This window comes from Maribacter sp. MS6 (assembly GCF_056839185.1).
Genome location: NZ_CM166389.1, coordinates 1,249,576 through 1,274,052, shown reverse-complemented (window position 1 = coordinate 1,274,052; position 24,477 = coordinate 1,249,576). Strand labels below are relative to the sequence as shown.

General features: G+C 38.8%; 21 protein-coding genes. 12 read left to right on the top strand and 9 right to left on the bottom strand.

Translation table 11 applies throughout. The annotated features are described in order from the left end of the window. Positions 1–30 precede the first annotated feature (30 nt). The 7 genes from MS6x_RS05785 to MS6x_RS05755 all read left to right on the top strand — a co-directional run bounded on the left by MS6x_RS05785 (position 31) and on the right by MS6x_RS05755 (position 7,238). Complete coding sequence (locus MS6x_RS05785) at positions 31–687, top strand: CBS domain-containing protein (RefSeq protein WP_482605995.1); 657 nt, start codon at positions 31–33, stop codon at positions 685–687. Position 688: 1 nt separating this feature from the next. Beyond that, positions 689–1,570, top strand: coding sequence for an NAD kinase (locus tag MS6x_RS05780; protein WP_482605993.1), 882 nt, complete (start codon positions 689–691; stop codon positions 1,568–1,570). Positions 1,571–1,685: 115 nt separating this feature from the next. Continuing rightward, on the top strand, positions 1,686–2,372 hold the full coding sequence (gene porG, locus MS6x_RS05775; protein ID WP_482605991.1) for a type IX secretion system protein PorG: 687 nt from the start codon (positions 1,686–1,688) through the stop codon (positions 2,370–2,372). Between the two features lie 8 nt (positions 2,373–2,380). Beyond that, on the top strand, positions 2,381–3,121 hold the full coding sequence (locus MS6x_RS05770; RefSeq protein WP_482605989.1) for an isoprenyl transferase: 741 nt from the start codon (positions 2,381–2,383) through the stop codon (positions 3,119–3,121). After that, the gene (gene bamA, locus MS6x_RS05765) at positions 3,093–5,744 is read left to right on the top strand and encodes an outer membrane protein assembly factor BamA (RefSeq protein ID WP_482605988.1); all 2,652 of its coding nucleotides are present in this window, start codon (positions 3,093–3,095) and stop codon (positions 5,742–5,744) included. The genes MS6x_RS05770 and bamA overlap by 29 nt, the downstream gene beginning before the upstream one ends. 93 nt (positions 5,745–5,837) lie before the next feature. Continuing rightward, the gene (locus MS6x_RS05760; RefSeq protein ID WP_482605986.1) at positions 5,838–6,656 is read left to right on the top strand and encodes an OmpH/Skp family outer membrane protein; all 819 of its coding nucleotides are present in this window, start codon (positions 5,838–5,840) and stop codon (positions 6,654–6,656) included. 72 nt (positions 6,657–6,728) lie between these two features. Continuing rightward, positions 6,729–7,238 carry an OmpH/Skp family outer membrane protein gene (locus tag MS6x_RS05755; protein WP_482605985.1) on the top strand — a complete coding sequence of 170 codons (510 nt, stop codon included), beginning with the start codon at positions 6,729–6,731 and terminating at the stop codon, positions 7,236–7,238. Between the two features lie 48 nt (positions 7,239–7,286). On the opposite strand, the gene MS6x_RS05750 is transcribed toward MS6x_RS05755, so the two are convergent. The 4 genes from MS6x_RS05750 to gcvP all read right to left on the bottom strand — a co-directional run bounded on the left by MS6x_RS05750 (position 7,287) and on the right by gcvP (position 12,910). Further along, entirely contained in the window at positions 7,287–8,141 is an 855-nt protein-coding gene (locus tag MS6x_RS05750) for a glycosyltransferase family 2 protein (RefSeq protein ID WP_482605984.1), read from the bottom strand. A gap of 71 nt (positions 8,142–8,212) precedes the next feature. Then, positions 8,213–8,746, bottom strand: coding sequence for a class I SAM-dependent methyltransferase (locus MS6x_RS05745; protein WP_482605982.1), 534 nt, complete (start codon positions 8,744–8,746; stop codon positions 8,213–8,215). A gap of 90 nt (positions 8,747–8,836) precedes the next feature. Next, the gene (locus MS6x_RS05740) at positions 8,837–9,892 is read right to left on the bottom strand and encodes a 3-oxoacyl-ACP synthase III family protein (RefSeq protein WP_482605981.1); all 1,056 of its coding nucleotides are present in this window, start codon (positions 9,890–9,892) and stop codon (positions 8,837–8,839) included. A 168-nt stretch (positions 9,893–10,060) separates the two neighbouring features. After that, positions 10,061–12,910, bottom strand: a complete 2,850-nt coding sequence (gene gcvP / locus MS6x_RS05735; RefSeq protein WP_482605979.1) for an aminomethyl-transferring glycine dehydrogenase — start codon at positions 12,908–12,910, stop codon at positions 10,061–10,063. A gap of 126 nt (positions 12,911–13,036) precedes the next feature. Here gcvP and MS6x_RS05730 point away from each other — a divergent pair, with 126 nt between their 5' ends. Then, positions 13,037–13,858, top strand: coding sequence for a UbiA prenyltransferase family protein (locus MS6x_RS05730; protein WP_482605977.1), 822 nt, complete (start codon positions 13,037–13,039; stop codon positions 13,856–13,858). Here MS6x_RS05730 and MS6x_RS05725 read toward each other — a convergent pair. Further along, positions 13,855–14,082: a hypothetical protein gene (locus tag MS6x_RS05725; protein WP_482605975.1), complete on the bottom strand. Its 228-nt coding sequence runs from the start codon at positions 14,080–14,082 to the stop codon at positions 13,855–13,857. The two genes, MS6x_RS05730 and MS6x_RS05725, sit on opposite strands and share 4 nt — an antisense overlap. A gap of 2 nt (positions 14,083–14,084) precedes the next feature. Continuing rightward, positions 14,085–14,639, bottom strand: a complete 555-nt coding sequence (locus tag MS6x_RS05720) for a sigma-70 family RNA polymerase sigma factor (protein ID WP_482605973.1) — start codon at positions 14,637–14,639, stop codon at positions 14,085–14,087. Between the two features lie 113 nt (positions 14,640–14,752). On the opposite strand from MS6x_RS05720, the gene MS6x_RS05715 reads away from it, so the two are divergent. Both MS6x_RS05715 and MS6x_RS05710 read left to right on the top strand, forming a co-directional pair. After that, positions 14,753–15,112 (top strand): rhodanese-like domain-containing protein, encoded by a 360-nt coding sequence (locus MS6x_RS05715; RefSeq protein WP_482605971.1) that lies wholly within the window; start codon positions 14,753–14,755, stop codon positions 15,110–15,112. A gap of 86 nt (positions 15,113–15,198) precedes the next feature. Then, positions 15,199–16,296: a SecDF P1 head subdomain-containing protein gene (locus tag MS6x_RS05710; protein WP_482605969.1), complete on the top strand. Its 1,098-nt coding sequence runs from the start codon at positions 15,199–15,201 to the stop codon at positions 16,294–16,296. Between the two features lie 81 nt (positions 16,297–16,377). Here the strand turns inward: MS6x_RS05710 and MS6x_RS05705 are convergent, their stop codons facing one another. Then, positions 16,378–17,091 (bottom strand): class I SAM-dependent methyltransferase, encoded by a 714-nt coding sequence (locus MS6x_RS05705; RefSeq protein ID WP_482605968.1) that lies wholly within the window; start codon positions 17,089–17,091, stop codon positions 16,378–16,380. A gap of 459 nt (positions 17,092–17,550) precedes the next feature. Between MS6x_RS05705 and MS6x_RS05700 the strand changes: the two genes are divergently transcribed. Both MS6x_RS05700 and MS6x_RS05695 read left to right on the top strand, forming a co-directional pair. Beyond that, positions 17,551–18,441, top strand: coding sequence for a hypothetical protein (locus MS6x_RS05700; RefSeq protein ID WP_482605967.1), 891 nt, complete (start codon positions 17,551–17,553; stop codon positions 18,439–18,441). A 205-nt stretch (positions 18,442–18,646) separates the two neighbouring features. Further along, a complete protein-coding gene (locus MS6x_RS05695) occupies positions 18,647–21,136 on the top strand; it encodes a toxin-antitoxin system YwqK family antitoxin (protein WP_482605966.1) in 2,490 nt (829 codons plus the stop codon). A gap of 96 nt (positions 21,137–21,232) precedes the next feature. Here MS6x_RS05695 and MS6x_RS05690 read toward each other — a convergent pair whose 3' ends face one another. Together MS6x_RS05690 and MS6x_RS05685 are read right to left on the bottom strand one after the other, a co-directional pair. After that, positions 21,233–22,249, bottom strand: a complete 1,017-nt coding sequence (locus tag MS6x_RS05690; protein WP_482605965.1) for a hypothetical protein — start codon at positions 22,247–22,249, stop codon at positions 21,233–21,235. Positions 22,250–22,377: 128 nt separating this feature from the next. Further along, positions 22,378–24,396, bottom strand: a complete 2,019-nt coding sequence (locus MS6x_RS05685; RefSeq protein WP_482605964.1) for a M3 family metallopeptidase — start codon at positions 24,394–24,396, stop codon at positions 22,378–22,380. Positions 24,397–24,477: the final 81 nt, after the last annotated feature.

The following is a 24,477-nucleotide window of genomic DNA, read 5'->3' as shown; positions in this document are numbered from 1 at the left end:
TAATTACTATTTTGCGTTATAATCAAGCTTATGCATATACAAGAACATATCATAACTCATCTTCCGGTATTTACGGTAGAAGAAACTTTTGAAAAAGTTTTGGAATTTTTCAAGGAAAGTACCTATTCCCATATTGCAATTACAGAGCAGGGAAGGTTTTTAGGGGTTTTTTCTGAGAATGATATCGAAACAATCGAGGCTACTTCAAAAATTGACGTGGCCAGATATGATTTGGAATCTTTTTTTGCTCGCAAAGAAACCAATTGGTTGGATGTTTTAGAGGCCTTTGCACGGAACGAAGCTAATTTGTTGCCAGTGCTTGGAGCAGAGGAAGAGGTGTTAGGTTATTACGATCTAACCGATATCGTAGCGGTTTTTATAGATACGCCGTTTTTTACAGATCCGGGTAACATTTTGGTAGTGGCTACCGGTGTAAAGGACTATTCATTTAGTGAGATTGCCCAGATTGTTGAAAGTAATAATGCAAAGATGATCGGTGCTTTTATAACGGATATCCAGAATGATGTGGTTCAGGTCACCATAAAAATTAGCACCGTAAACTTTAATGAGGTAGTGCAAACCTTTAGGCGCTATAATTATCATATCCTTTTTGGCACAAGCGACGATCAGTTTTTAGAGGGTTTAAGGCAGCGGTCGGATTATTTGGATACTTACCTAAACGTATAACATGAAGGTTGCTATTTACGGACAAACCTACCAAGATAATGCAATTGAATTTTTGGTGGAGCTCTTGGAAGAACTTCAAAGGGAAGATGCCATGGTGGCTATTGAAGCTGAATTTTACAAGCTTTATTTGGATTCAGGAGGGCAATGGGAATATAATACATTCACCACAAATGGTGGATTGGACACTAGTTTTGACATGTTCGTTAGTTTTGGAGGTGATGGCACAATCCTACGGGCTACAACATTTGTAAAAGATTTGGGAATACCTATCGTCGGCGTTAATACAGGACGACTAGGGTTTTTGTCTACCTTTAAAAAAGAGGATGTAAGAAAGGTGGTAAAAGAGTTCGTTAGTGGTGATTATGTCATTGTAGAGCGCAGTCTGGTGCAGCTAAACACCGAGGCCTTGGATGCCGAATTTGGGGATTTGAATTTTGCCTTGAACGAAATTACGGTAAGTAGAAAAGATACCACTTCTATGATTACAGTGGAAACCCATTTGAATAACGAGTATCTAACGTCCTACTGGGCAGATGGCCTTATTATTTCTACCCCAACAGGCTCAACGGGTTACTCCCTTAGTTGCGGTGGGCCGGTAATCGTACCTACTGCAAAATCTTTGGTGTTAACACCTATTGCACCGCATAACCTAAACGCGAGGCCTTTAGTTATTTCTGATGATACGGTTATACGGTTAAAGGTGTCCGGTAGGGAAGAAAACCACTTAGTTTCGTTAGATTCAAGAATTGCATCGTTGGAGAATGGCCAGGAAATTACCATACGTAAAGCACCGTTTACGATAAAGATGATAGAATACACTTCCGAAAGTTTTTTAAAAACCCTTAGAAATAAACTACTCTGGGGGGAGGATAAACGTAATTGATCCTTTTTGTTGAACAATAAAAACAATCAAAAACTGTTTATCTTCTGAGAGTAATAGTAGGCATAAACTACAGTGTTAGTGGTAGACCATGCCGAATAACAAATTATAAAATCGCATGAGACAGGTACTACTAGTATTGTTTCTTCCTTTATCCATTATGCTTAGTGCCCAGACCTATGAGGTTGGTGTTTTTGCTGGTGGTGCCAATACTATTGGTGATGTAGGTAGGACAAATTATATTTTGCCTTCCGGCCCTGCATTTGGGGGTATTTTTAAGTGGAACAAAAGTAAACGATACGCTTGGCGAGGAACATTGCTGTATGGTGAGTTTACGGCAGATGATAGTAAATCAAATACTTCGGCTAGACAGCAAAGAGGTTATGTGGTGGATAATTCTGTTCTGGAAGCCAGCGTTGGTTTGGAAGTTAATTTTGTAGAATATAATCTACATAAGTTGGGGCCTGCTTTCACACCTTATTTATACACAGGTCTTACTTATTTTAGGTATGATTATAATTATTTTAATGGGGGCGTGCTACAGGATATTTCACAAAAAGATGGAGCCTTTGCCATACCAATGACCCTAGGTATGAAGTATCGTATCAATCAGTTTCTTATTTTTGGGGCAGAAATTGGAGCCAGATATACGTTCACGGATAATTTGGATGCCAGTAATCCAGAAGGTTCTAATTTTGAGGAGTTCCGTTTTGGAAATATTTTTAGCGACGATTGGTATGTTTTTTCAGGGATTACATTAACCTATACCTTTGGTAGAAAACTTTGTACCGATTGTTTTGAGTAAAACAATACATGAGCAAAATAGAAGATATTGAAGAGAATAATTTGCCCGGACATTTGGCCATAATCATGGACGGTAACGGTAGGTGGGCAAAAGAGCAGGGTATGCACAGGGTTTTTGGGCACGAAAATGGAGTTAAAACCGTAAAATCCACAGTTGAGAATTGTGCGAAAGTTGGAATAAAATTCCTAACGCTCTACACGTTTTCTACCGAAAATTGGAACCGACCAAAGCTTGAAATTGAAACTTTGATGCGCTTGTTGGTTTCTTCGTTACGGAAAGAACTTAAAAATTTTAACAAGAACAATATACGCTTAAATACTATTGGAAACATATCGGCTCTCCCGTCCAAGGCGAATAGGGAGTTGAAAGAGGTGATGGATAAAACTAAGGGCAATACAGGGATGACCCTAACTTTGGCATTGAGCTATGGATCTAGAGAAGAGCTGCAATCTGCCGTAAAGTCAATTGCTATCAAAGTTAAAAATAATATAATTTCACCTGAAAATATTGATGAAACCATTATAAATAACCATCTTTACACGCACAATTTGCCAGATGTAGACTTGCTTATCCGTACTAGTGGAGAACACCGGATCAGCAATTTTTTATTATGGCAAATTGCTTATGCCGAGTTATATTTTATCAATGTATTTTGGCCCGATTTTGATGAGCATCATTTAGTTGAAGCTATAAAAAATTACCAGAATAGAGAACGAAGATTTGGAAAAACTAGCGAACAACTCACTTAAGGATATCACAAGGTTCATATCTTTAAACCACTTAATTACCAGCCTTTTATTTTTTACCTCGATACTTGTCACAGCTCAGGAGATATCCTATGATGATGGTAAACGCTATATTCTCGGCGGAATAGAGGTTACGGGATTACAAAGTTACAATGAGCAAACGGTTAAAACATATACGGGTTTACGTGTAGGCCAGCCCATTGTAGTGCCGGGAGAAGAAATCAGTGCCGTAATTAATAAATTATGGGGTTTGGAGCTTTTTAGCGCCATAGACTTTTTTATTACGAATATCGAGGGTAACAAAGTTTTTTTAGAACTCAATATTATCGAGCGTCCAACCCTAACTTCTGTAAAATTTACTGGTGTTAAGGAGCGCAAGGTAGCTGAATTAATAAAGGATACCGATTTAAAAAAAGGTAAAAAAATTACTGAAAGTCTTCTTTCCAATACCAAAAATTATCTAGCGAACAAGTATAAGAAACAGGGATATTTAAACACTAAGGTAGCTATAGCGACTAAAGTGGATACATCTCAAGTGAATGCCCGTAGTATGCTCGTAAGCATAGATAAGGGAGATAAGGTAAAGATCAGTGATATCATTTTTGAGGGTAATGAACAATTATCGGATAAAAAATTGAGAAAAGCCTTAAAGAGTACAAAGAAGAAAAGATTGGGTCGTTTTTGGAAAAAATCCAAGTATATCAAAAAAGACTATGAAAAAGACCTCGTGCTGTTGGTTGATACATATGCAGAGAATGGATTTAGGGATGCTCGTGTCATATCGGATACCTTGACCAAAATCGACGAAAATAATATTCAATTAAATATCAAGGTCGAAGAAGGTAATAAATATTATTTTGGAGATATAGATTTTGTAGGGAATACGGTCTATTCGGACAGGGCACTATCTCAAGTGTTGGGCATAAGAAAAGGCGCAACATATAATGGCGTATTACTAAGGGAGCGTATAGCGGACAATACAAAGCCAGACCCTGCAGATTTAACTAGTCTTTATCAAAACAATGGGTATTTGTTCTCTAGTATAAACCCGGTGGAGGTATCAGCGGCAAACGATACCATTAATTTCGAAATACGTATCATAGAAGGGAAGGAGACCTTTTTGGATCATGTAACGGTAAATGGTAATGACAGAACCAACGATCATGTTATTTTTAGGGAACTAAGAACAAGACCAGGTCAAAGATATAATAAATCCGATATCATTAGAAGTATTCGAGAACTGGGACAGCTTGGCTTTTTTGATGCAGAGCAGATTACACCGGACGTTTTGAATGCCAATCCCAACGAAGGCACGGTAGATCTGGATTGGAGTTTGGTAGAATCCGGTTCCAGTCAGATAGAATTGCAAGGTGGTTATGGCGGTGGTGGTTTCATTGGAACCTTAGGACTATCCTTTAGTAACTTTTCAATAAAGAATTTATTCAAGGGCGAGGAGTACAAACCGGTTCCTATGGGTGATGGGCAAACGTTTGCCTTACGTATGCAGGCCAGTAGAACATTTAGGGTATACAGTTTAAATTTTGTAGAGCCTTGGTTGGGCGGTAAAAAGCCGGTTCAGTTTAACATGAGCTTTTCTAGGACCCAACAGTTTTTGGCTTCGTTTGGGGGTAATGGGCGAATAGATATAGATAAGGACCGTCAGTTTTCCATTACAGGTGTTACGGTAGGTATGGCCAAAAGGGTGCAATGGCCAGATGATTATTTTACTATTTCTCATTCCTTAAGCTATCAACTATATGATTTTAGAAATTATAATACCGGATTGTTCAACTTTGGTAATGGTCAGTCGAATTCCATCGCCTACACTTTCGGTATGTCCCGGAATGCCATATTAGGCGGGCGTATTTTTCCAAGAGGTGGCTCAAATTTTGAGATTACGGCTAAATTTACACCACCCTATTCTCTTTTCAGCAACAAGGATTTTAGGGCACTGAAGAATAGGAGCGAAGAGCTAGCCCCTATTGTTCAGCAGCAAGGTGGGGCGATAACCCCAGAAAGTAAGGAATTGGAACAAATAGACCAAGAACGTTTTCGCTTATTGGAATATTACAAGGTGAAATTTAAAGGAGACTGGTATACCACCTTAGTTGGTAGCGCAGATAAGTCGTTAGTACTTAGAACAAATGCCGAATTCGGCTTTTTAGGGAGTTACAACAGTGCTGTCGGTAGCGTACCTTTTGAACGATTTTTTGTAGGAGGTGATGGTCTAAATAATTTTACGTTGGACGGTAGGGATATTGTGCAGCTAAGAGGTTATGAGAATCAGTCCGTAACCGCAATAGATCCATTGACCGGGCAGCAGGAAGGCGCCTTGATCTATAATAAGTTTTCTATGGAACTACGATATCCACTTACACTAAAGCCATCTGCATCTATCTTTGGGCTCGCTTTTTTAGAAGCAGGTAATTCGTTCAACAATTTTCAGGAGTTTAATCCGTTTCAATTACGACGGTCGGCCGGTGTGGGGCTGCGTATCTTTATGCCAGCGTTTGGATTATTGGGTATAGACTTTGGTTACGGGTTCGATGAGGATTTAAGACCACAATCTATAGGTAACGGTCCTAGCGGATGGCAAACGCACTTCATTATTGGTCAGCAATTTTAAATTTTAAGGATTGTGTTATTAGCTAAAAGCTTCATTTTAAAAGTTTTAGTAAATTTGGCACGATATTTTCTATTGGATTAAACGATATCAATAATGAAGTCAAAAACAAAAGTTCTTTTATTTCTTGGTTTGCTGGTCACCAGCTTTTATGTAACTGCGCAAAGAGGCATCCGTATTGCTTACGTAGATATGGAGTATATTTTGGAAAATGTAGAGGAATACAGAGAAGCTACGGAGCAACTGAATACAAAAGCTCAGAAATGGAAAGTGGAAATTGAACAAAAGCAGAGCGTTGTAATGCAAATGAAAAAAGACTTAATGGCGGAGAAAGTGTTACTTACTCCAGAGCTCATTGCCGAACGAGAAGAAGATATTCAGATACTTGAAAAGGAGATGATAGAATATCAACAAGACAGGTTTGGACCCCAAGGGGATTTGATTTTGCAGAAAAGAAGGCTTATACAGCCCATACAAGATCAAGTATTTAACGAAGTCCAGAAGTTGGGGGTCAATAAAAAGTATGATTTTATTTTTGATAAATCTGCGGATGTTGTAATGTTGTATTCGCAAAAAAGACACGATATTAGCGACCTTATTTTAAGAGGCATTTCTAGAACTAGAAAGATTAGTGCCCCTGCTAAAAAGTCTAATAGTAGAAACAGCGTTGCAGATTTTGAAGATGTTGGGGATGAAGAAGAGGTGATTACCGATGCCTTACAAGAACGTTTAGATCAAGCAAAGGAGGCCACCGAAGCAAGAGCCAAAACAGCTGATGAAAAGCGTGCGGAACAGCTGAAGCTAAGGGAAGAGCGCAAAAAGGCATATGAAGCTCGTAGAAAGAAATTGTTAGAAGAAAGAGAAGCAAAGAAAAAAGAAAAGGAAGAAGGAACCGTAAAAAATACCGACAATTAAAAGTATAACGGTAGTAGATTTTAAATTTAGAAACCATTAATTAACACTCAAAGAAGAATTAAATTTTAACTCATGAAACAGGTAAAAAAAGTAGCAGTAGCATTAATGTTGTTCGTAGCAACCACTAGTTTTGTAAATGCTCAGAGTAAAGTTGCACACATAGATGTAACACAGTTGTTAGGGGCTATGCCAGAAATGAAAGCGGCCGAAGCAGAGCTAATGAAATTACAGGAGACGTACAATGCAGATATTCAGGGTTCTATGACGGAACTTAGAAATAAGGTAACACAATATCAAAACGAAGCTGCGAGCAAAACAAAAGAGGAGAACGAAAAAAGAGCAATCGAGCTTCAAGGTTTTGAAAAGAATATAGGGGAAGCGCAGCAAAAAGTGCAACAAGAGTTTCAGAAAAAGCAAGCGGAGTTGTTCGCTCCAATTTCTGAAAAGGCGAAGGCAGCCATTGAAAAAGTTGCCGCTGCCCAAGGCTTTGATTATGTGATAGACGCACAGCAAGGCGCTGGGCTAATCGTAGCAAGAGGCAAAGATCTTTTGGCCGATGTTAAAAAGGAATTGGGCTTCTAATATAGTCCGAATTTATAAAGTCAAAAACCGCCCCAAGAGGCGGTTTTTTTATGCGATTATTTTTTTTCTGATGTTCGCCCAACGTAATTTTCTTATGAAAGCGCCTTCCTTTTCGGATATCAAAAATGGTGTTTTGCTTTTTTTGGCCTTAAAATAACCCCTCAGGTTATCGCTAAGAACAGTCCATTTTTTCTGTCGCAGTGCCATTTTTAAAGATGCGATACATGTAATCCAAAAGCCATAGCGCATGGTGTACATGGCGCTACCTTGTAAGCCTTTGGCCTTTTTGTTGTATGCTTTTCCCGTGGGTCTTAGATGTTTCACTTTTAGTGAGTCATCTGTATGGATTTTAAATCCATGGTACTGTGCCAGGAGCTCATCAACCGTATCCCATCCCATAGCACATTGGAGTCCGCCTATGGCTTTAAAACAAGCTTTGGAATAGGCTTTAAAAGCACCTCTAACATGTGCTTTGTTCATAGGGTGGTTTAGTTGCCAGATTTCTTTTGCATCCTGTTCGTAAATAAATCCTCCAGCCACACCTATTTTTTGGTCTTTACGGAATACTTCCGCTATAGTTTTAAAATAGTTTTCTGGCAGTATGATATCCGCATCTAGCTTAACCATAAAATCGTAATTTTCGTCTAACAAAGCTAGGCCCTTGTTAAAAGCTGCTATTACTTTACCACCCGGCATGTGTTCGGCAACTGAGTTAGTATCAAGTTGAAGAAAAAAGGAATCTTTGGTTAAATAGTCTGCTATAATTGAAGCTGTCTCATCGGTAGAATGGTCATTGACTACCACTACCTTTTTTGGTTTCAGGCTTTGCTTGACTAAAGAGTCCAAGGTGTTGCGAATAAATGCAGCTTCGTTATGGGCAGGTATGATAACATAGTAGTTCATGTTAAAAGTGCCTAATGGTATATGTGATAATCCAATACAAAGTTGCGATGATGTTCATTATGGTATCGGATTTAAGTGTTAGAATTTTTTCGTTCGGCGTAAACGAGATAGTACCGCGGAGTGAAAAGGCGAAGTATAGGTCGGATACCGATTTTTTTAACTGGATGGGTCCATTTTAAACGGTCTTTTATTTCCCAGCCTGCTTTTTCCAAGAGCCAATCAAACTGCCAGTCTTCAAATTCATGGTAATGCCTGTCCCATGGGTCGGTCTTGCTGCGATATGCCGGGGAAAACCAGAGCCGTAAGGGAATGCTGGTTACAAGTTTATTCGCCTTAATTTCTGATAGAACATTGAGCGGTGCCAGTAGATGTTCAAAGATTTCAAAGGCCGTAACTACATCCCCTTCAAAATCGTTTACTGAACCAAAATCGATATCCAGATCTTCCCCACTTGTATTTTTTACCAAGAAACCTCTATCTATCATAATTTTAGAAAGCGGATTGGGTACGCCCAAATCTAAAATGGATTCCTCCTTACTAACATATTTTTCTAGAAATACCATGGTTTTGGTAAAACGTTTGTTAGGATAAGTTTTCTCGTACATATTTTGGGTTTCAAGTTTTGGGTTTCAAGTTTCAGGCTGTTTTATGTTTGACAGGTTGTTGGCCTAAAACTAAAGAAACTTGAAACTATTTTAAACCCTATAAACAATGGCGTTGATGTTCATTCCTGCACCAACACTTGCAAAGATAACAACATCTCCTTTCGAAAGGGTATGATCGGAAAGTTTTCCTTTTAGCAACATGTCCAAAAGAGTTGGGATTGTGGCTACAGAACTGTTGCCTAATTTGCCAATGTTCATGGGCATAATACCTTTTGGCATTTCTAGGCCGTAACTTTTATAGAAACGTTTTACAATGGCTTCATCCATTTTTTCATTCGCTTGATGGATGAGTATTTTTTTTACCTCACCAATTGGAATTCCACTTTCGTCCAAACAACTCTTCATTGCATTGGGTACATTGCTCACGGCGAACTCATATATTTTTCTCCCGTGCATTTTTATGTATTTGGTTTCCGGTGCAGATGATTCGTAGGATTTTCCGTAAAAAAGAAAATAGGCCTCTTCGTAGGTGTAAGTGGCACTGGCATGTGCAATAATCTCGCCTCCATTTTCTTTCTTTTCCACAATAGTAGCCCCGGCACCATCAGAGTAGATCATGGAATCACGATCATAAGGATCTGTTATTCTGGAGAGGGTTTCCGCACCTATGACAAGGCACTTCTTGGCAATGCCACTTTTGATGAATGCGTTTGCCTGTATTACACCTTCAATCCAGCCAGGGCAGCCAAAAAGCATGTCGTAAGCGACACACTTGGGATTTTTTATGCGCAGCAAGTGCTTTACCCGCGAGGCAAGGCTTGGCAGCATATCGCTTTGCGATTGGCCGTGGGCAACATCACCAAAGTTATGTGCGAAAATAATATAGTCCAGCTCCTCCTTATCTATGCCGGCATCCAATAAAGCTTTCTCCGAAGCTAGAAAAGCAAGGTCTGAAGTGTTCAGGTTTTTTTCTGCATAGCGTCTTTCGGAAATACCTGTAATTGCTTTGAATTTTTCAATTATAATTGGGTTTTCCAGCGTAAAGGAGGTGCCGTCCGTATTTAGAAATTCATGTTTTTCAAAGTCCTCATTTTTTATAATTTGGGCCGGCACGTAGCTTCCAGTTCCCGTTATTCCGATAGGCATTTGATTACTTTTTAGTTAGTATCGCAAAAGATACTTTAAAGAAGTGCCTATTCCTATGCGTGCATAGGAATAATTACGATGTTCAACATCTCTAATTTGGGTTTTACAATACTAAAAAAGGCCTTCAAATACATTGAAGACCCTTTACTCACTGATTTTTTGCTATGCTTAAGCTTCTGCGTAAGTTTCTATCGGTTCGCAAGTACAAATTAAATTACGGTCTCCATACGCATCGTCAACTCTTCTAACAGAGGGCCAGAATTTATTATCCCTCACATAAGGTAATGGAAATGCCGCTCTTTCCCTGGTGTATGGAAAGTCCCACGTGTCATTGGTAACCATATCCAAGGTGTGCGGTGAATTTTTCAGGATATTGCTCGTATCATCTTGGTTCGCGCTATCTATTTCAGCCTTAATAGAGATCATGGCGTCACAAAAACGATCTAGTTCGGAAAGCGACTCGCTTTCAGTAGGTTCGATCATCATGGTTCCTGCTACCGGAAAGGATACGGTAGGGGCATGAAAGCCATAATCCATCAAACGTTTGGCAATATCGGTAACTTCAATACCATTCGCTTTAAAGGGTCTGCAATCTATAATCATTTCATGAGCAGCTCTTCCCTTTTCGCCTGTATACAATACATCATATTTGCCATCTAATCTATGTTTGATATAATTGGCGTTTAGAATTGCAATTTCTGTAGAGTGCCGCAATCCAAATTCCCCAAGCATTTTTATATATCCATAAGAAATAAGACAAGCCAATGCGCTTCCCCAAGGCGCTCCTGATATCGCTGTAATTCCTTCTTTACCTCCTGTTTTAATTAATGGGTTTGTAGGAAGAAATGGAACCAACTGCTTGGCAACGCAAATAGGACCTACCCCTGGGCCACCACCTCCATGAGGAATAGCAAAGGTTTTATGCAGGTTTAGGTGGCAAACATCTGCTCCGATATTGCCAGGATGTGTTAATCCCACCTGGGCGTTCATATTGGCCCCGTCCATATATACCTGGCCGCCATTATCATGTATCAACTTTGTGATGTGTTTAATGGAAGACTCAAAAACCCCGTGCGTAGACGGATAGGTAACCATTAAAGCGGCTAGGTTCTCCGAATGCTGTTGTACTTTTTCCTCAAGGTCTGCTACATCTATATTTCCTTTTTCATCTGTTTTGGTTACCACTACTTTCATGCCGGCCATTACAGCAGATGCGGGATTAGTGCCATGTGCGGAGGCAGGAATGATGCAGATATTTCTATTGGTATCCCCACGAGATTCATGATAGGCCCGTATGACCATAAGTCCGGCATATTCCCCTTGTGCTCCAGAGTTGGGTTGTAACGAAGTATCTGCAAATCCGGTTATCGTTGTTAGGTCTTTTGCCAGTTCTTTCAGCATTATTTGGTAACCTTCGGCTTGGTCTACAGGAACAAATGGGTGGATATTTCCCCAGTTACTATGGCTCAATGGAAGCATTTCGCTGGCTGCGTTTAGCTTCATAGTGCAGCTTCCCAAGGAAATCATGCTATGGTTCAAAGCTAAATCCTTACGCTCTAACTTTTTGATATAACGCATCAGTTCCGTTTCGGAGTGATAGGAATTAAATACCTGGTTTTCCATGAAAGGCGCGGTACGCTGAACGCTTTTCAAAATAGCCGATTCAGAGGATAGCTCACTTATTTCAATACTATCTTTTTCCAATGCCTTGGCGAATACGGAAACAATAGCATTCAAATCGGTGATACTGGTAGCCTCGTTTACCGATATGGAAACGGTTTGCGCATCGCTATATAGAAAATTGATTTCGTGTTGTTCTGCAATGGGTTTTAACTTGGCCACATCTGTTTTTACCGTAATCGTATCAAAATACGAAGAATTGGTCTGATAAAGTCCCAATCGCTCCAGGGCATCTGCAAGGGTAACAGCAGAGGCGTGTACCTTGTCCGCTATATATTTTAGCCCTTTTGGACCATGGAATACCGCATACATACCCGCCATTACGGCCAATAAAACTTGTGCCGTGCAAATGTTGGACGTTGCCTTATCGCGTTTAATATGCTGTTCGCGCGTCTGTAACGCCATACGCATCGCAGGCTTACCATCGGTATCCTTGGTTACGCCAATGATGCGTCCTGGAATGTTTCTTTTATAGGCTTCTTTTGTAGCAAAAAAAGCAGCATGGGGTCCGCCGTAACCTAATGGAATTCCAAAACGTTGCGTGGTACCCACAACAACATCGACCCCAAGTTCGCCCGGAGGTGCCAGTAAGACGAGGCTTAAAATATCGGCAGAAACCGCTACTTTGATATCACTTTCTTTTGCTTTTACTACAAAATTGCTGTAATCGTTTACTTGGCCTTGTTTTCCGGGATATTGTAGCAGCGCACCGTAGTAATCGGTTCCGAATTGGAATTCCTCGTGATTTCCAATAACCAGTTCTATGCCTAAAGGCGTGGAACGGGTTTGTAACAAGGATAATGTTTGGGGTAATATTTCTTCGGATACAAAGAATTTTAATACCCCATTTTTCTTCTGATCTCTAGAACGCACATCGTACAACATGGTCATCGCTTCTGCTGCAGCAGTGCTTTCGTCTAACAATGATGCATTAGCGAGTTCCATACCGGTAAGGTCGGTCACTACGGTCTGGAAGTTCAAAAGAGCTTCCAATCTGCCTTGCGCTATTTCCGCTTGGTATGGCGTATACGCCGTATACCATCCTGGATTTTCTAAAATATTTCTTTTGATGACCGACGGTGTTAAACTCTCATGATATCCTAACCCGATATAGGATTTGAAAACTTTATTCTTTTTGGATAATTCCTCAATATGACCAAGGAATTGATGCTCGCTCAAAGGAGCAGCTAATTCTAATGGTTTTTTTAACCGTATTTCCGACGGAATGGTCTCAGAAATGAGTTGTTCCAAATTTTCTACAGCCACAGTTTTAAGCATATGGTGCAGGTCTCCTTCACGTATACCAATATGGCGGGATGCGAACACGTCTGTCTTCATGTTTTTTGATTTTAGTCCAACAAAATTAAGAATTAATTTTGTGCTAAATGCCCCTTTTTTAAGGGCTTAGGTCTAAAGTTCTTAACCAAAGGCAGAGGTTATAAACAGTTTGGCTATTTTTGTTTAATGAAGAGGCTAAAAGGTGTTTTTGATTTTTATCTAGATGCTAGTATACACGTTGCCTTCTCAGTATTGGCCTTAGTAGGCGTTACGGCGCTTACCTTAAACATTTCTTTAGATTTGCACCTTTCTTGGTTTCTTTTTTTTGGAACCATTGTATGCTATAATTTTGTTAAATATGGTGTAGAGGCGAAAAAGTACCTAATGGTGGCCAATCGCTATCAGAAAAAAATTCAGTTTCTTAGTATTATTTCTGCACTATGCATGCTGTATCATGCTAACTTTTTAACCTTACAAGTTTGGTTGGGGATAACTATTTTGGCACTAGTTTCTGCATTGTATGCGATCCCGGTATTGCCTCGTGCAAGAAATCTCAGAAGTCTGGGCGGTTTTAAGATTTTTATTGTGGCCTTGGTCTGGACGGGAGCTACGGTTTTGCTTCCGGTTTTAGTTAGCGGCAATACCTTTTCCTGGGATGTTAAGGTAATTGCTTTTCAGCGGTTTATTTTTGTTTTGATTCTCTTGATTCCTTTTGAAATTAGGGATTTGCCTTATGATAGTCCAGAATTAAAAACACTCCCACAACGCTATGGTGTGGCAAACACAAAAATAGTTGGCTCCTTTTTGGCCGTAATATTCTTTTTTGTTAGCTATTTAAAGGATGAGCTACAGGTATTCTATACGGTTGTAGAGGGGTTGTTATTCTTACTATTGGGAGGTTTAATGTACGCCACAAAGCGAAAGCAGTTTACCTATTTTTCTTCCTTTGTTGTAGAATCCATACCTATAGTGTGGTATATAATGGTACTGCTGTTTGCGCAGTTTTAAGGTTGATTCTTAAGCCGTTCTTTCATTTCTACCTTTTCTGCGACCGATAGGCTTTGTAGTTTTGCCTTTTCACAAAGTATAGTAAGCTTAGTATTCTGCTCCGTAGCCTTGGAGCACGTCTTGCACATGAACAGGTGAAAGCGCAGTTTCAGTACTTCCAAAAAAGTAGCTTCCCTATATTGGGTCTTATTGCAAATAGTTGCAGCTTTATCACAAGAAATCATAGTTAAAACCAGTTTTTATTCAGGCAATCCATCAAGGCTGTTCTTGCCCTGTGTATCATAACCCAAAGGTTAGACGGATTAATGCCTAGTTCTTTACAAATATCTTCGGTACTTACACCATTAATTGTTTTCAGTATAAAAACGCGAGCCTGTTTTTGTGGTAATTTAGAGATGCATTCCTGTATGGCCAACCCTAATTCCTCGTTTTCCATCGCACTATTTTCTAAAGTACTAAATGGGTCAGCTACTTGTTCTTCCATCCAATCGCCTTCTGAATCGCTAGCGTTGCTGTAATTTATACGAACCTCGGCTTTTCCTTTTTTGGAATTTGATTTACGATAATGATCAATGACTTTTCGTTTAAGAATGGCAATCAACCAAGTGCGTTCTGCGGCATCTCCCTTGTAGTTCTTTGCAGATTTTAGTCCGGCCAAAAAAGTTTCGGATACCAAGTCTTTCGCCACTTCGGCATCACTGACCCTGCCAACCGCAAAGTTAAACAAGTAATCTGCGTAGGAGTCTACCCAAAGATCGGGTTGTAGTTGATGTTGCGTCATAAGTTTTGTACCCGTCAAAAATAGACGATTAAGGTTAAAATCCGCAATGTTTTATCGTAATATAGTTACAGTCATCTGTGACTTTTGATTATTTTTGAACAAAGAGCACCTTTATGAAAACGGTATACTTCCTAGTTTTTTTTGTTTTAGTTGTGAATCTTGGTTGCTCGCAATCTAAATCCAAACCTATCAACGAGTTTTTAAATGACATCCCTGCAGATGTTGTTTTGATAGATGTGAGAACACCACAAGAGTTTAAGGCTGGACATCTAAAAAATGCTCAGAATATTAATTGGTTCGATACTAATTTTGTGCAACAATTTGATGGGATAGATAAGGAAAAGACTATTTATCTATATTGTAAAGTAGGCGGTAGAAGTGGCCAAGCCCAAGAAAAACTACTATCCTTAGGCTACAAAAACGTAGTTAATCTAGAAGGGGGTTACGATGCGGTTCTAGCGCTAAAAAATTGATCAATAACTTCTGTTGGTCTTAATGTCTACTTCTGTAAGTCCATTTTAAATTGTAGGATATAGTAAGTCAAATAAACTACTTTTTTATGCGAACAGCTTTTGTTTTTATAGTTTTTTTTAACACAATCATTGGCTTTTCGCGAGACTTGGTAGCAGGTTTTTATGAGATTGACGATACTTTTAATGGAATCTTGTTAAAGAAAGAAAATAGTAGTACAGAGTTTTTTATTAAACTGCCAGCCATTCTTTCAATGAGAGAGGTTGTGCGTGTTCGTTCGGAAATGTTAGGCACAGATGATACTTATTCCATAACATTTAAGCTGAGCGAAAAGGGAACTCAAACTATAACAAAGTTTAGTCAAGAGCAAGTGCCAACTAGAGTAGCATTGGTTTTGGATAACAAAATTATGCACAGCGTTCATATGTTGATGGGAATAACTGGCGGTATGTTTTCCATGAACGGTTTGGATAAAAAAGAGGCGAAAGCACTGGAAAAGAAATTACGTAAATGGAAAGCGAATCCTTTGTCTGATCATCTGTTGTACAAAAGGAAGGATTTTTTAATTTACCAAAACAAAGCGATGTACAATGGTACGGAATTGTACAACACCCAAACGGATCAGAACTTATTTGAAGAACAGGAGGATGTGTACAAATCAAAATGCAAATCAAAATATGCATCCTACTATAATCCATTGTCGCTAGTAGGTAGTTTTTACAGTTATGAATCTTTTGAAAGTATAGAGAAACGTTGTATTAAGATGGGTACATCCTTAGGTGTACAAACTATTTCCATAGAAACAGGGGAACCTATAAGTTTGTTAAGCCTTTTTGAAGAGGAAGATGTAGTTCAGGCTTTTAAGAAAGACGCTTGGGTAAGAGAAATGATAGAAAACTACCAAATAGATATTGAAGAAATTAAGAACTTTCAAGATATTCTTAATTTTCCTAAGGATAAACTTGGAACTAACATTCAGTATAGTCCTTCAAGTTTTTGCTTGGAAGATTTTGAAAGCGGAATAGCTAGAATCCGATTCGTAGGCCGTGGATATGTTGGGAATAATAATTACTGGCATGCGTCTATGGTTTTTTACTTGCCCGTAAAGCATGAAATGCTACAGTTATTTACACAAAGCCAAAATTTTTATTTGGGTTCTTATCCAAATGGAGTGCTAAACAACTAATAGAATAGTGGAAGTCCTTACAATTATCGAATAAACTAGAAGCCTTTTGTTCTAGTCCCAAGAGAAAGTCGCCATTGTATCCTATAATTTATAATGGGTGTAATAAGTCACTGCCGTGATAGGTATATTAGATTGTCCAAAATATTTAATTATGTACTGCACTAGATGATTAAAAGCATCATCATTGGAAAACCTCTGCGCTAGTTGATTGTAAATTTGTTGTTCGGAACATAACAAATGGGCTAGTTCAGAAGGTGAGAGTAACAACTGTTTTCTATCTGTTTTTTTAGACGTAGCTGTAACTTTGGCCGTAGCTAAACCTTCAAAATTTGAACTGTGATCATAACCTTTTAAGTCTGCTGGAACAAGGTCCATACGATTATAAAAAGTGCTGAGGTCCACTTCGAAATCGTAAAGTAAAATAGCTCCGTTTTTGGTGCTGACCCGCAGGGTCTCGTCCAATAGCGCCTGACTTTTACCATACCACCAAACACCTGCGTATGTACAAATATCAAAAGAGTTATTGGCAAAAGGTAGTTTGTTACCCACCATTAATTGGTAGTTCAGGTTATCTTTTGGCACCGCTTGTGACAGCATTTTTTCATTGGGGTCTACGCCAATTACATCATTGCAGAAATTTCTTAGGGCAATGGTAGAAACGCCTGTACCACAACCAATATCTAAGCCACGCTCAAATTTTTTATTTCCTAGGCAATTGTGCAAAATGGTTTGGTGAAGTCCTGGTCTATAGGCCGCATAATGGAACGCAGTAATTTTATCGTATGTCGTGGACATCTTTTAGCTTGTTTTACGTTTTCAAAAGTACCTTTTTCGTTCAATAGAGACTTGGTCATTGGGCTTCGGTCTATTGATTTTACTTATTTAGCTTAATGACAGTTGTCGGCCTTAAAAACACCTTTGTCTAAGGACCCCCTGTATACAGGGTTGCTTGCCTGCTCTTCTCCTCGTATTTTTGAGCAATATCCTTTTTGTTCGGTATGTTGCTAGGGCAACAGTTACAGCTAGTGATTTTTAAAATAATGAATACATAATCTCGTTAGCATATGGACGACCAATAGGAGGTTAAGCAAAACTACCATTTGTTCTGCAATAATTTAAAAAGATATGGTTATGGTTGCGATTTGGTAAAAAAAGGGAGTCAAGACCAAACCTACTAGAAAGTTGCCTCGCCATAAAATCTATCCCAAAATAGTAAAATTTTTAAAAGTTAAAAAATACGGACAAACAGAATATATGGAAGAAGTAAAAATAGTACTCGTAGCCTTGGTTTCTTTTTTATCTCAGGAGAACCTTCCCATTGCCGCCAAATCAGCAGAAATTCATATCGATAGGCAAAACCGACAAATCAGGATACAGCAGCATGATTTAATTAGTGTAGAACCATATAAGGATATTGCCAAAGCCGGATTGGATTCCTTGATGTGTGCAAAAAGTTTGGTTCCGGATATGGCTCCCTTACGTTTGACCCACACGAACTTTTATGAAGAAGAGGGAAACCTGAACGCTACCTTGTTCTTGCAATATGATGATGAAAAAGAGTTGCGCAAGATGTCTTTTTATGCGGATGATAAAGGCAATTTGAGTTACCCGTATATGGATTCTTTTGAATATAACCTACAAACTGGTCGGATAGACGAACGATATGTGCGCTTTGGGCAAGGGACGGACGTAAAATTCAAGATGCAGGGAAAACAGTCCTTCCCCGAAGGAACCTATAGTTTGTTGGATGATTGGAAATCCATAACCGCCTCAAAGTATATAGATGTAACCGATGATTTTTCGGTAAAGGACTTTCGAAAATTGAGAAAATTTATCCTTAAAAATGGAGTGGGACGAAGTTTTAGAAGTATCGAGAATAATAATCCGTATTATCAGCTAAATGATTTAGGTTGTTATTTGGCCTCCACAACAGAACGTAAATTAGATCATAGTGTGCCTTTGCCTATAGAAAAGTATAACGAGCTGGTCATTTGGGGCAAAGGGCAGTATAGTCTCTACCTCTTTGATGAACATATGCCGAATGTAAATCCATATCTGGAACGTGACAAGGTATATGCTATAAAACCAAACCATACAGATACCCCAACACTTATGGGCTATCTTAGGGAATTGGGCAAAAGATAATTTCGCCTTAGCAACTATGAAATAAATTTAACGGAAAACAGGGGTGTATCCCTAATATGGATACTATAGCTTTGTAATCCAATGAAGAACTTTAAAAGCAGAGATTTTGATAAATAACATAGTAAACAGGAAGATAATGAAGGCTAGTTTAATTAATAGGGGCAGATTAGTAATGTTTGCAATGCTTTTTTTGTCAACAATAATAATGGCACAGCAAGACACATTGTACTATGACGCCAATTGGAAAACCACGGTAAAAGATAGTGCCGCTTTTTTTCGTCCGCCAGTAAAAAAGGAAGGTAGTTTTTATCGGATAGAAGACTTCTATAGTTCTGGTGCCGTGCAAATGAGCGGACTTTCTAACAATGCCGAAAAAGATTTTTGGGAAGGAACAGTAACCTGGTATAACGAGGACGGTAGTATTTTACAACAAGGCACATACAAAAACAATAGATTGGACGGGGAATATATATCAAGGCTTCAAGATAAAAAGATAAAAGCGATATTCGAGAACGGGAGAATGGTTTCGGGAAAGACAAACGGCAAGTTGAACAACGGCAGACGCTACTATTCAGAAATGAGAGGAGATACCACGGTAAACATAATTTATGCTAAGGACATAAAAGGCGTACGTTACGAAAGGTATAGCGTTGGTAAACAGTATGATGTATTGATAAAGTATTTTGATGTTGACGGAAAACTTATTGGAAAGCGAGAATCTTTGCCCAACGGTGAAATTAAAGGAGTGGAGGTCTCCTATTATAAAACGCCTATGCGGCCTATGGAAATTCAATACTATCCAAATGGAAAAAGAATGGGGACCACTTTCTACTATTGTAAAGATCAGCTGCGGGAAGAACTTACGTTGGAAAACGAACTTTCGAAAACGTACTACAGTCCCGATGGAAAAGTCATTGGAAAAATCAACTATGACTATGAAAACAATTATTTGAAACCTATAGACGGTACGGAGTATACATTCTATTCCAGTTATAAGGAGTACAAAGCAGAACTCGTACGTAGTGCTAGAACTTATATTGGAGGAAAATTGGTAAAAGAAGAACAGTTCTACGAAAACCAGAAACCTATGAGCAGTACTAGTTATAATAATGGTCAAAAAGAGTTGCAAATAAGTTATAATACTGAGGGCGAAGAAATTGCCAGAATGGTGTACGAGAACTGGGCTCCAATAACTGGAACAGAGATTATTGGCGATCGCATAACCACCTATAGGGAAGGTAAATTGATAGCGGAGATCAATAATTACTATAATACCGAGGTTATGTTCAGCAAAAAAACATTGGTTAAGGAAACCTTTTACGCTAAAGATGGATCGTTGTTGGGCAGTATTAATTTATTAGATGATAACGGGTATCCCAAACCAATGAACGGAGACCGATATACTATAGATTATGAAGGGGACGTAAATGCAATTGAAAGGTATTCAAACGGTTACGTAACCCAACGTACCAGCTATAGAAAACGCCAAATTGCGGAGAACGAAACAGCGACTTTTAAAAAAGTAGAATTTTTTGAGCCCAATGGGTATAAACGAATCAACGAGATTCGATGTTATAGTAACGGAAATAAACAAAGTGAAGTAGGATTTAAGGATTATAAGGAAACTACTGGCGTGTTTTATGACGAGCAGGAAAAAGAGATAGGGCAATACGACTATGGGAGAAAAGAAGGAACGGTCTATGAGTTTTTTGCTGACTCCGATAAAATTAAACGAATGGAAACCCTAAAAAATGGGGAACAACTTAGATTACAGCGTTACGAGTATGGTCCAAATACTTCTTTTGGGCAAATTAATCCTGTTTTAGTAGAGGATATTGATGTCAGTTGTTGTGCATCATTTTATTCACGTGAAGGTGAACGTTTGGGAAAAGTCACTTTTAAGGATGGCCAACCTTGGGAAGGAACGTATTATGATGGAAAACAGCGCACCAGCTATACGATAAAGGAAGGTGACCGAAATGGTAGCTATAGAAAATATAATTATGACGGGAGTATTATGGAAGACGGTAATTTTCTAAATGGCAAGGAAGATGGACTTTTTAAGTATTACAACTATAACGGAGGGTTGGTAAAGACAGAGAATTTCAACAACGGTCTATTGGACGGTTTAGCTGCCTTTTATGATAAAAACAAAAAGCTAATTGGAGAGCTGGTTTATAAAAATGGGGCTCCAATTTCTGGCACAAGGGTAACGACCGTTTTTTCTGCCAAAAACCCAATTAAAGAAACTTATGAGGCGGGAATGTTGGTAAAGCGCATCAGTTATGATGATAACGGTAAAAGAATTTCAAATTATGTAGGAGGTAAGGAAAAAGAAACTATTGCATATTACGGCGATTCGGATAAAAAGAGGCTAAGCTATACTGTGAACGGCAGTAACTTAGATGGTACGGTGATTAGTTATGACATGAACGGAGATGTGCAATACGAGGCAGTATTTGATAATGGGAAACTAAAGGATGGTACCGTAATGCTCACCGGAGGTAATGTTAGGGGTAATCCATCGTACATTATTTTAAATAGAAAACCTGATACACTAAACGTAAAGTTGATGGGCGAAAATAATAAGGTTTTATTCGCCGCAGAAGAGAATCTTGCTTTTGGTACCGCTAGCGTATTCATGCAAAGTTTGGATATTTATATGGATTACTTAGGACCAAATCGTTTGTATTAATTCAAAGTTCTTATAATGCTTTACGTGCTGATGAAACTAAAAACATCCAATTATAATACATAATTGGATGTTTTTAGTTTTTTGAAGAGGGAGGAATTAGTCTTCCAACAATAGCAGGTTGGAAAGGGTATCCTCTATTTCCTGTTCATTTAAGCCTGTTGGCATATCTTCGCTATAAAAGAATTTAATCACATCGTTTTCTATATCCAAAAGCTCATTGTTGGGAGAAATGGTAGAACACATGGCGCTTGGGCTGTCGCCATCGCAAAGGTTGGAATGTCCCAATCCTAATGCATGACCCAATTCATGTGTAAAAAGTGCAGCAGTTTGGGATGAAATCCATATATCTGCACTCCTGTAAGAGTTTCCGGTAAAGGAACTAATGGCATACCCGTCTAAGGTCAGATCTTTTATTTGTTCGTACATGTTTGGGAAAACACTTTCTGTTTCTTGTTTAGTTCCATAGAACAATTGTGCGGTAGATTCAGAGGCAATGTCAACCAATGAAATGGTAAAACTACCCGACGCCAAAAGCATGTTATAATTCGCTATTACTTCTTGTACCATAGTACGTGTCGCTTCTGGAACGTTACCTAATAGATATAATTTCATAGGTTCGTCCCACTTTCGCATAATGGTCTGCGTAGGCGATGTAGGGTCTTGAAATAGAGTTAAGTGCTTAAAATGTGAAACAAGCTCCTTTTGACTTTCATTTAGGGCGTCATATTCATTGATATCTGCTATGTTCAAAGTAATATCAGCATCGGATATCGAGGTACCGTCAAAAACAGACACCGTAAAATTTAAACTACTTGTAGACTCAAAATCTAGTTTGAGACCTTCACCAATGCTTAAAATCCCTGTTGTTTCGTTGATTATAATGTTTTCTGATGAATCTATGGAATACGTAAGTATATCACCTTCATTATCAGAGGCCTGAACGTTACCAATTACGGTTCCGGCTACTGCGTGTTCGTCAACTTCAAAAGACTGACTAACAATACTTGGAGCACCGTTTACCAACTCTTCGTTCGTGAGATAAGATACGTCTTCAGAATCCGTACTGCAGGCGAATACCAAAAAGGTTAATAGGGGTAGGATAAACTTTTTCATCTATTTTTTAATTACTTGTTGTTTTAAACAGTTAAAGCAACGATTTAGATGACTAAATTAGACGACAAGTCGCTAACTCAAAATTTGTTGTTGTGTAGGCCTGGGATTATGTGGTGAAAGCTCCATTTTTATAATAGTCCTGCTCTTTCAAGCAAGGCTTCTACCTTAGGTTCAGCACCACGGAATCTTTTGTACAAAATCATAGGGTCTTCGGTGCCGCCTTTTGAGAGCACATGTTCCTTGAATTTCTCAGCGACTTCTTTGTTAAAGATGCCTTTTTCCTTAAAATACGCGAAAGCATCGGCATCCAATACTTCTGCCCATTTGTAGCTGTAATACCCCGAGGAATAACCACCTTGGAAAATATGTGCAAATGAGGTGCTCATACACGTTTCTGGAGTGTCTGGATATAGTTTCGTACCAGCAAAAGCTTTTGTTTCATGTGCTTTTACATCTGTTATTTCGGATGGATCTGCACCGTGCCACGACATGTCCAATAACCCGAAACTCAATTGCCGTAGGGTTTGCATACCTTCTTGAAAGGTTGCTGATTCTTTTATTTTGTGGACTAGTTCCATTGGAATTACTTCTCCTGTCTCATAATGTTTTGCGAAAAGTTCCAGCGCTTCTTTTTCATAACACCAGTTTTCCATGACCTGACTCGGTAATTCCACAAAGTCCCAATACACCGAGGTTCCCGATAGGCTAGGGTAGGTGGTGTTTGCCAACATACCATGTAGGCCATGACCAAACTCATGAAAGAGCGTGGTCACCTCATTGAAGGTTAATAAGGAAGGTTTGCTTTTTGTAGATGGGGTAAAATTACAGACATTGCTAACGTGCGGACGCACATTTTCACCATCTTTTTTCCATTGCGATTTGAAGGAAGTCATCCATGCACCACCTCGTTTTCCTGATCTAGGATGAAAATCGGCATAAAATAGAGAGATGAGATTTTTATAGGCATCAAAAACGCGATAGGTCTTTACCTCATTATGATAGGTATCAATATCGGTAACTTCTTCAAAATGTAGGTCGAATAATTTTTCGGCCACTTGAAAAACCCCATCGATTACGTTTTCTAACTTAAAATAGGGTTTCAATTGCTCATCATCTAGACTGAACAATTTTTGTTTCAGTTTTTCGGAGTAGTAATTACCGTCCCATTTCTGTAATTGGTCTATATTATCCAATTCTTTCGCAAAATCTTCTAGTTGCTTAAATTCGCGTTCTGCCGCAGATTTTGCTTTTTCTAAGATTTCATATAAAAATGAATCAACATTCTCAGGGGTTTTTGCCATACGCTCTTCTAATACAAAGTGAGCGTGTGTTTTATACCCTAAAAGGTTTGCTCTCTCATGTCTCAAATTCGCAATTTTCAATACAATTTCTTGGTTGTCCAATTCGTCTTTATGGAATCCTTTACTGCCAAAAGCCAGTGATAATTGTTTCCGAAGTTCTCGGTTTTTCGCATATTTCATGAATGGAATATAGCTGGGATAGTCCAGCGTAATCATCCATCCGGTTTCTTTTCCCTTAGTTCGGGCGAGCTGTTCTGCGGCTTCTTTCTCGCCTTCGGGCAATCCGTCCAAATCAGCCTCATTCGTTAGGTATAGCTCATATTTGTTGGTTTCTGCCAGTATGTTCTCACCGAACTGTAATTTAAGTTTGGAGGATTCCGCATCGATTTCGCGGAGGCGTTTCTTTTTGTCTTCGGATAAATTAGCACCGTTTCGACTAAAACTTTTGTAACGTTTATCCAACAATGTAAGTTGTTCTACGGAGAGCTGTAAACTATCCTTTTGTTCGTAAACCGATTTAATCCGTTTGAACAAGGCTTCATTCAAGGTGATATCGTTCCCAAATTCAGAAAGCAATGGAGAAATTTCTTGTGCTATCTTTTGGATTTCCTCATTGGTTTCTGCGGAGTTGAGGTTGAAGAAAACACTTGATATTCTATCTAATTGCTGCCCGGAAAACTCCAAGGCTTCAATGGTATTTTCAAAACTTGGTGCCTCTGAATTTGATGTGATTGCGTCTATCTCAGCTCTAGCATCGCTCATTGCTTTCTCAAAAGCAGGTTTAAAATATTCGTTTTTTATCGCTGAAAAAGGAGCTGTATCGAAAGGGGACAATAATGGGTTCATAAAATGTTGATGAGCTTATTTGATGATTAGATTAAACTATGGCTATTTTAAGTTGATGCGCATGTGAATCTTTTGCTGATT

Bases quoted from the DNA above. Each gene is read 5' to 3' on its own strand.
- MS6x_RS05695 (WP_482605966.1), top strand. From the start codon at position 18,647: ATGGCACAGCAAGACACATTGTACTATGACGCCAATTGGAAAACCACG.
- gcvP (WP_482605979.1), bottom strand. From the start codon at position 12,910: ATGAAGACAGACGTGTTCGCATCCCGCCATATTGGTATACGTGAAGGA.
- MS6x_RS05770 (WP_482605989.1), top strand. From the start codon at position 2,381: ATGAGCAAAATAGAAGATATTGAAGAGAATAATTTGCCCGGACATTTG.
- MS6x_RS05710 (WP_482605969.1), top strand. From the start codon at position 15,199: ATGCGAACAGCTTTTGTTTTTATAGTTTTTTTTAACACAATCATTGGC.
- MS6x_RS05720 (WP_482605973.1), bottom strand. From the start codon at position 14,639: ATGACGCAACATCAACTACAACCCGATCTTTGGGTAGACTCCTACGCA.
- MS6x_RS05780 (WP_482605993.1), top strand. From the start codon at position 689: ATGAAGGTTGCTATTTACGGACAAACCTACCAAGATAATGCAATTGAA.
- MS6x_RS05760 (WP_482605986.1), top strand. From the start codon at position 5,838: ATGAAGTCAAAAACAAAAGTTCTTTTATTTCTTGGTTTGCTGGTCACC.
- MS6x_RS05705 (WP_482605968.1), bottom strand. From the start codon at position 17,091: ATGTCCACGACATACGATAAAATTACTGCGTTCCATTATGCGGCCTAT.
- MS6x_RS05785 (WP_482605995.1), top strand. From the start codon at position 31: ATGCATATACAAGAACATATCATAACTCATCTTCCGGTATTTACGGTA.
- MS6x_RS05745 (WP_482605982.1), bottom strand. From the start codon at position 8,746: ATGTACGAGAAAACTTATCCTAACAAACGTTTTACCAAAACCATGGTA.
- MS6x_RS05750 (WP_482605984.1), bottom strand. From the start codon at position 8,141: ATGAACTACTATGTTATCATACCTGCCCATAACGAAGCTGCATTTATT.
- MS6x_RS05755 (WP_482605985.1), top strand. From the start codon at position 6,729: ATGAAACAGGTAAAAAAAGTAGCAGTAGCATTAATGTTGTTCGTAGCA.
- MS6x_RS05715 (WP_482605971.1), top strand. From the start codon at position 14,753: ATGAAAACGGTATACTTCCTAGTTTTTTTTGTTTTAGTTGTGAATCTT.
- MS6x_RS05725 (WP_482605975.1), bottom strand. From the start codon at position 14,082: ATGATTTCTTGTGATAAAGCTGCAACTATTTGCAATAAGACCCAATAT.
- MS6x_RS05700 (WP_482605967.1), top strand. From the start codon at position 17,551: ATGGAAGAAGTAAAAATAGTACTCGTAGCCTTGGTTTCTTTTTTATCT.
- porG (WP_482605991.1), top strand. From the start codon at position 1,686: ATGAGACAGGTACTACTAGTATTGTTTCTTCCTTTATCCATTATGCTT.
- MS6x_RS05685 (WP_482605964.1), bottom strand. From the start codon at position 24,396: ATGAACCCATTATTGTCCCCTTTCGATACAGCTCCTTTTTCAGCGATA.
- MS6x_RS05690 (WP_482605965.1), bottom strand. From the start codon at position 22,249: ATGAAAAAGTTTATCCTACCCCTATTAACCTTTTTGGTATTCGCCTGC.
- MS6x_RS05730 (WP_482605977.1), top strand. From the start codon at position 13,037: ATGAAGAGGCTAAAAGGTGTTTTTGATTTTTATCTAGATGCTAGTATA.
- MS6x_RS05740 (WP_482605981.1), bottom strand. From the start codon at position 9,892: ATGCCTATCGGAATAACGGGAACTGGAAGCTACGTGCCGGCCCAAATT.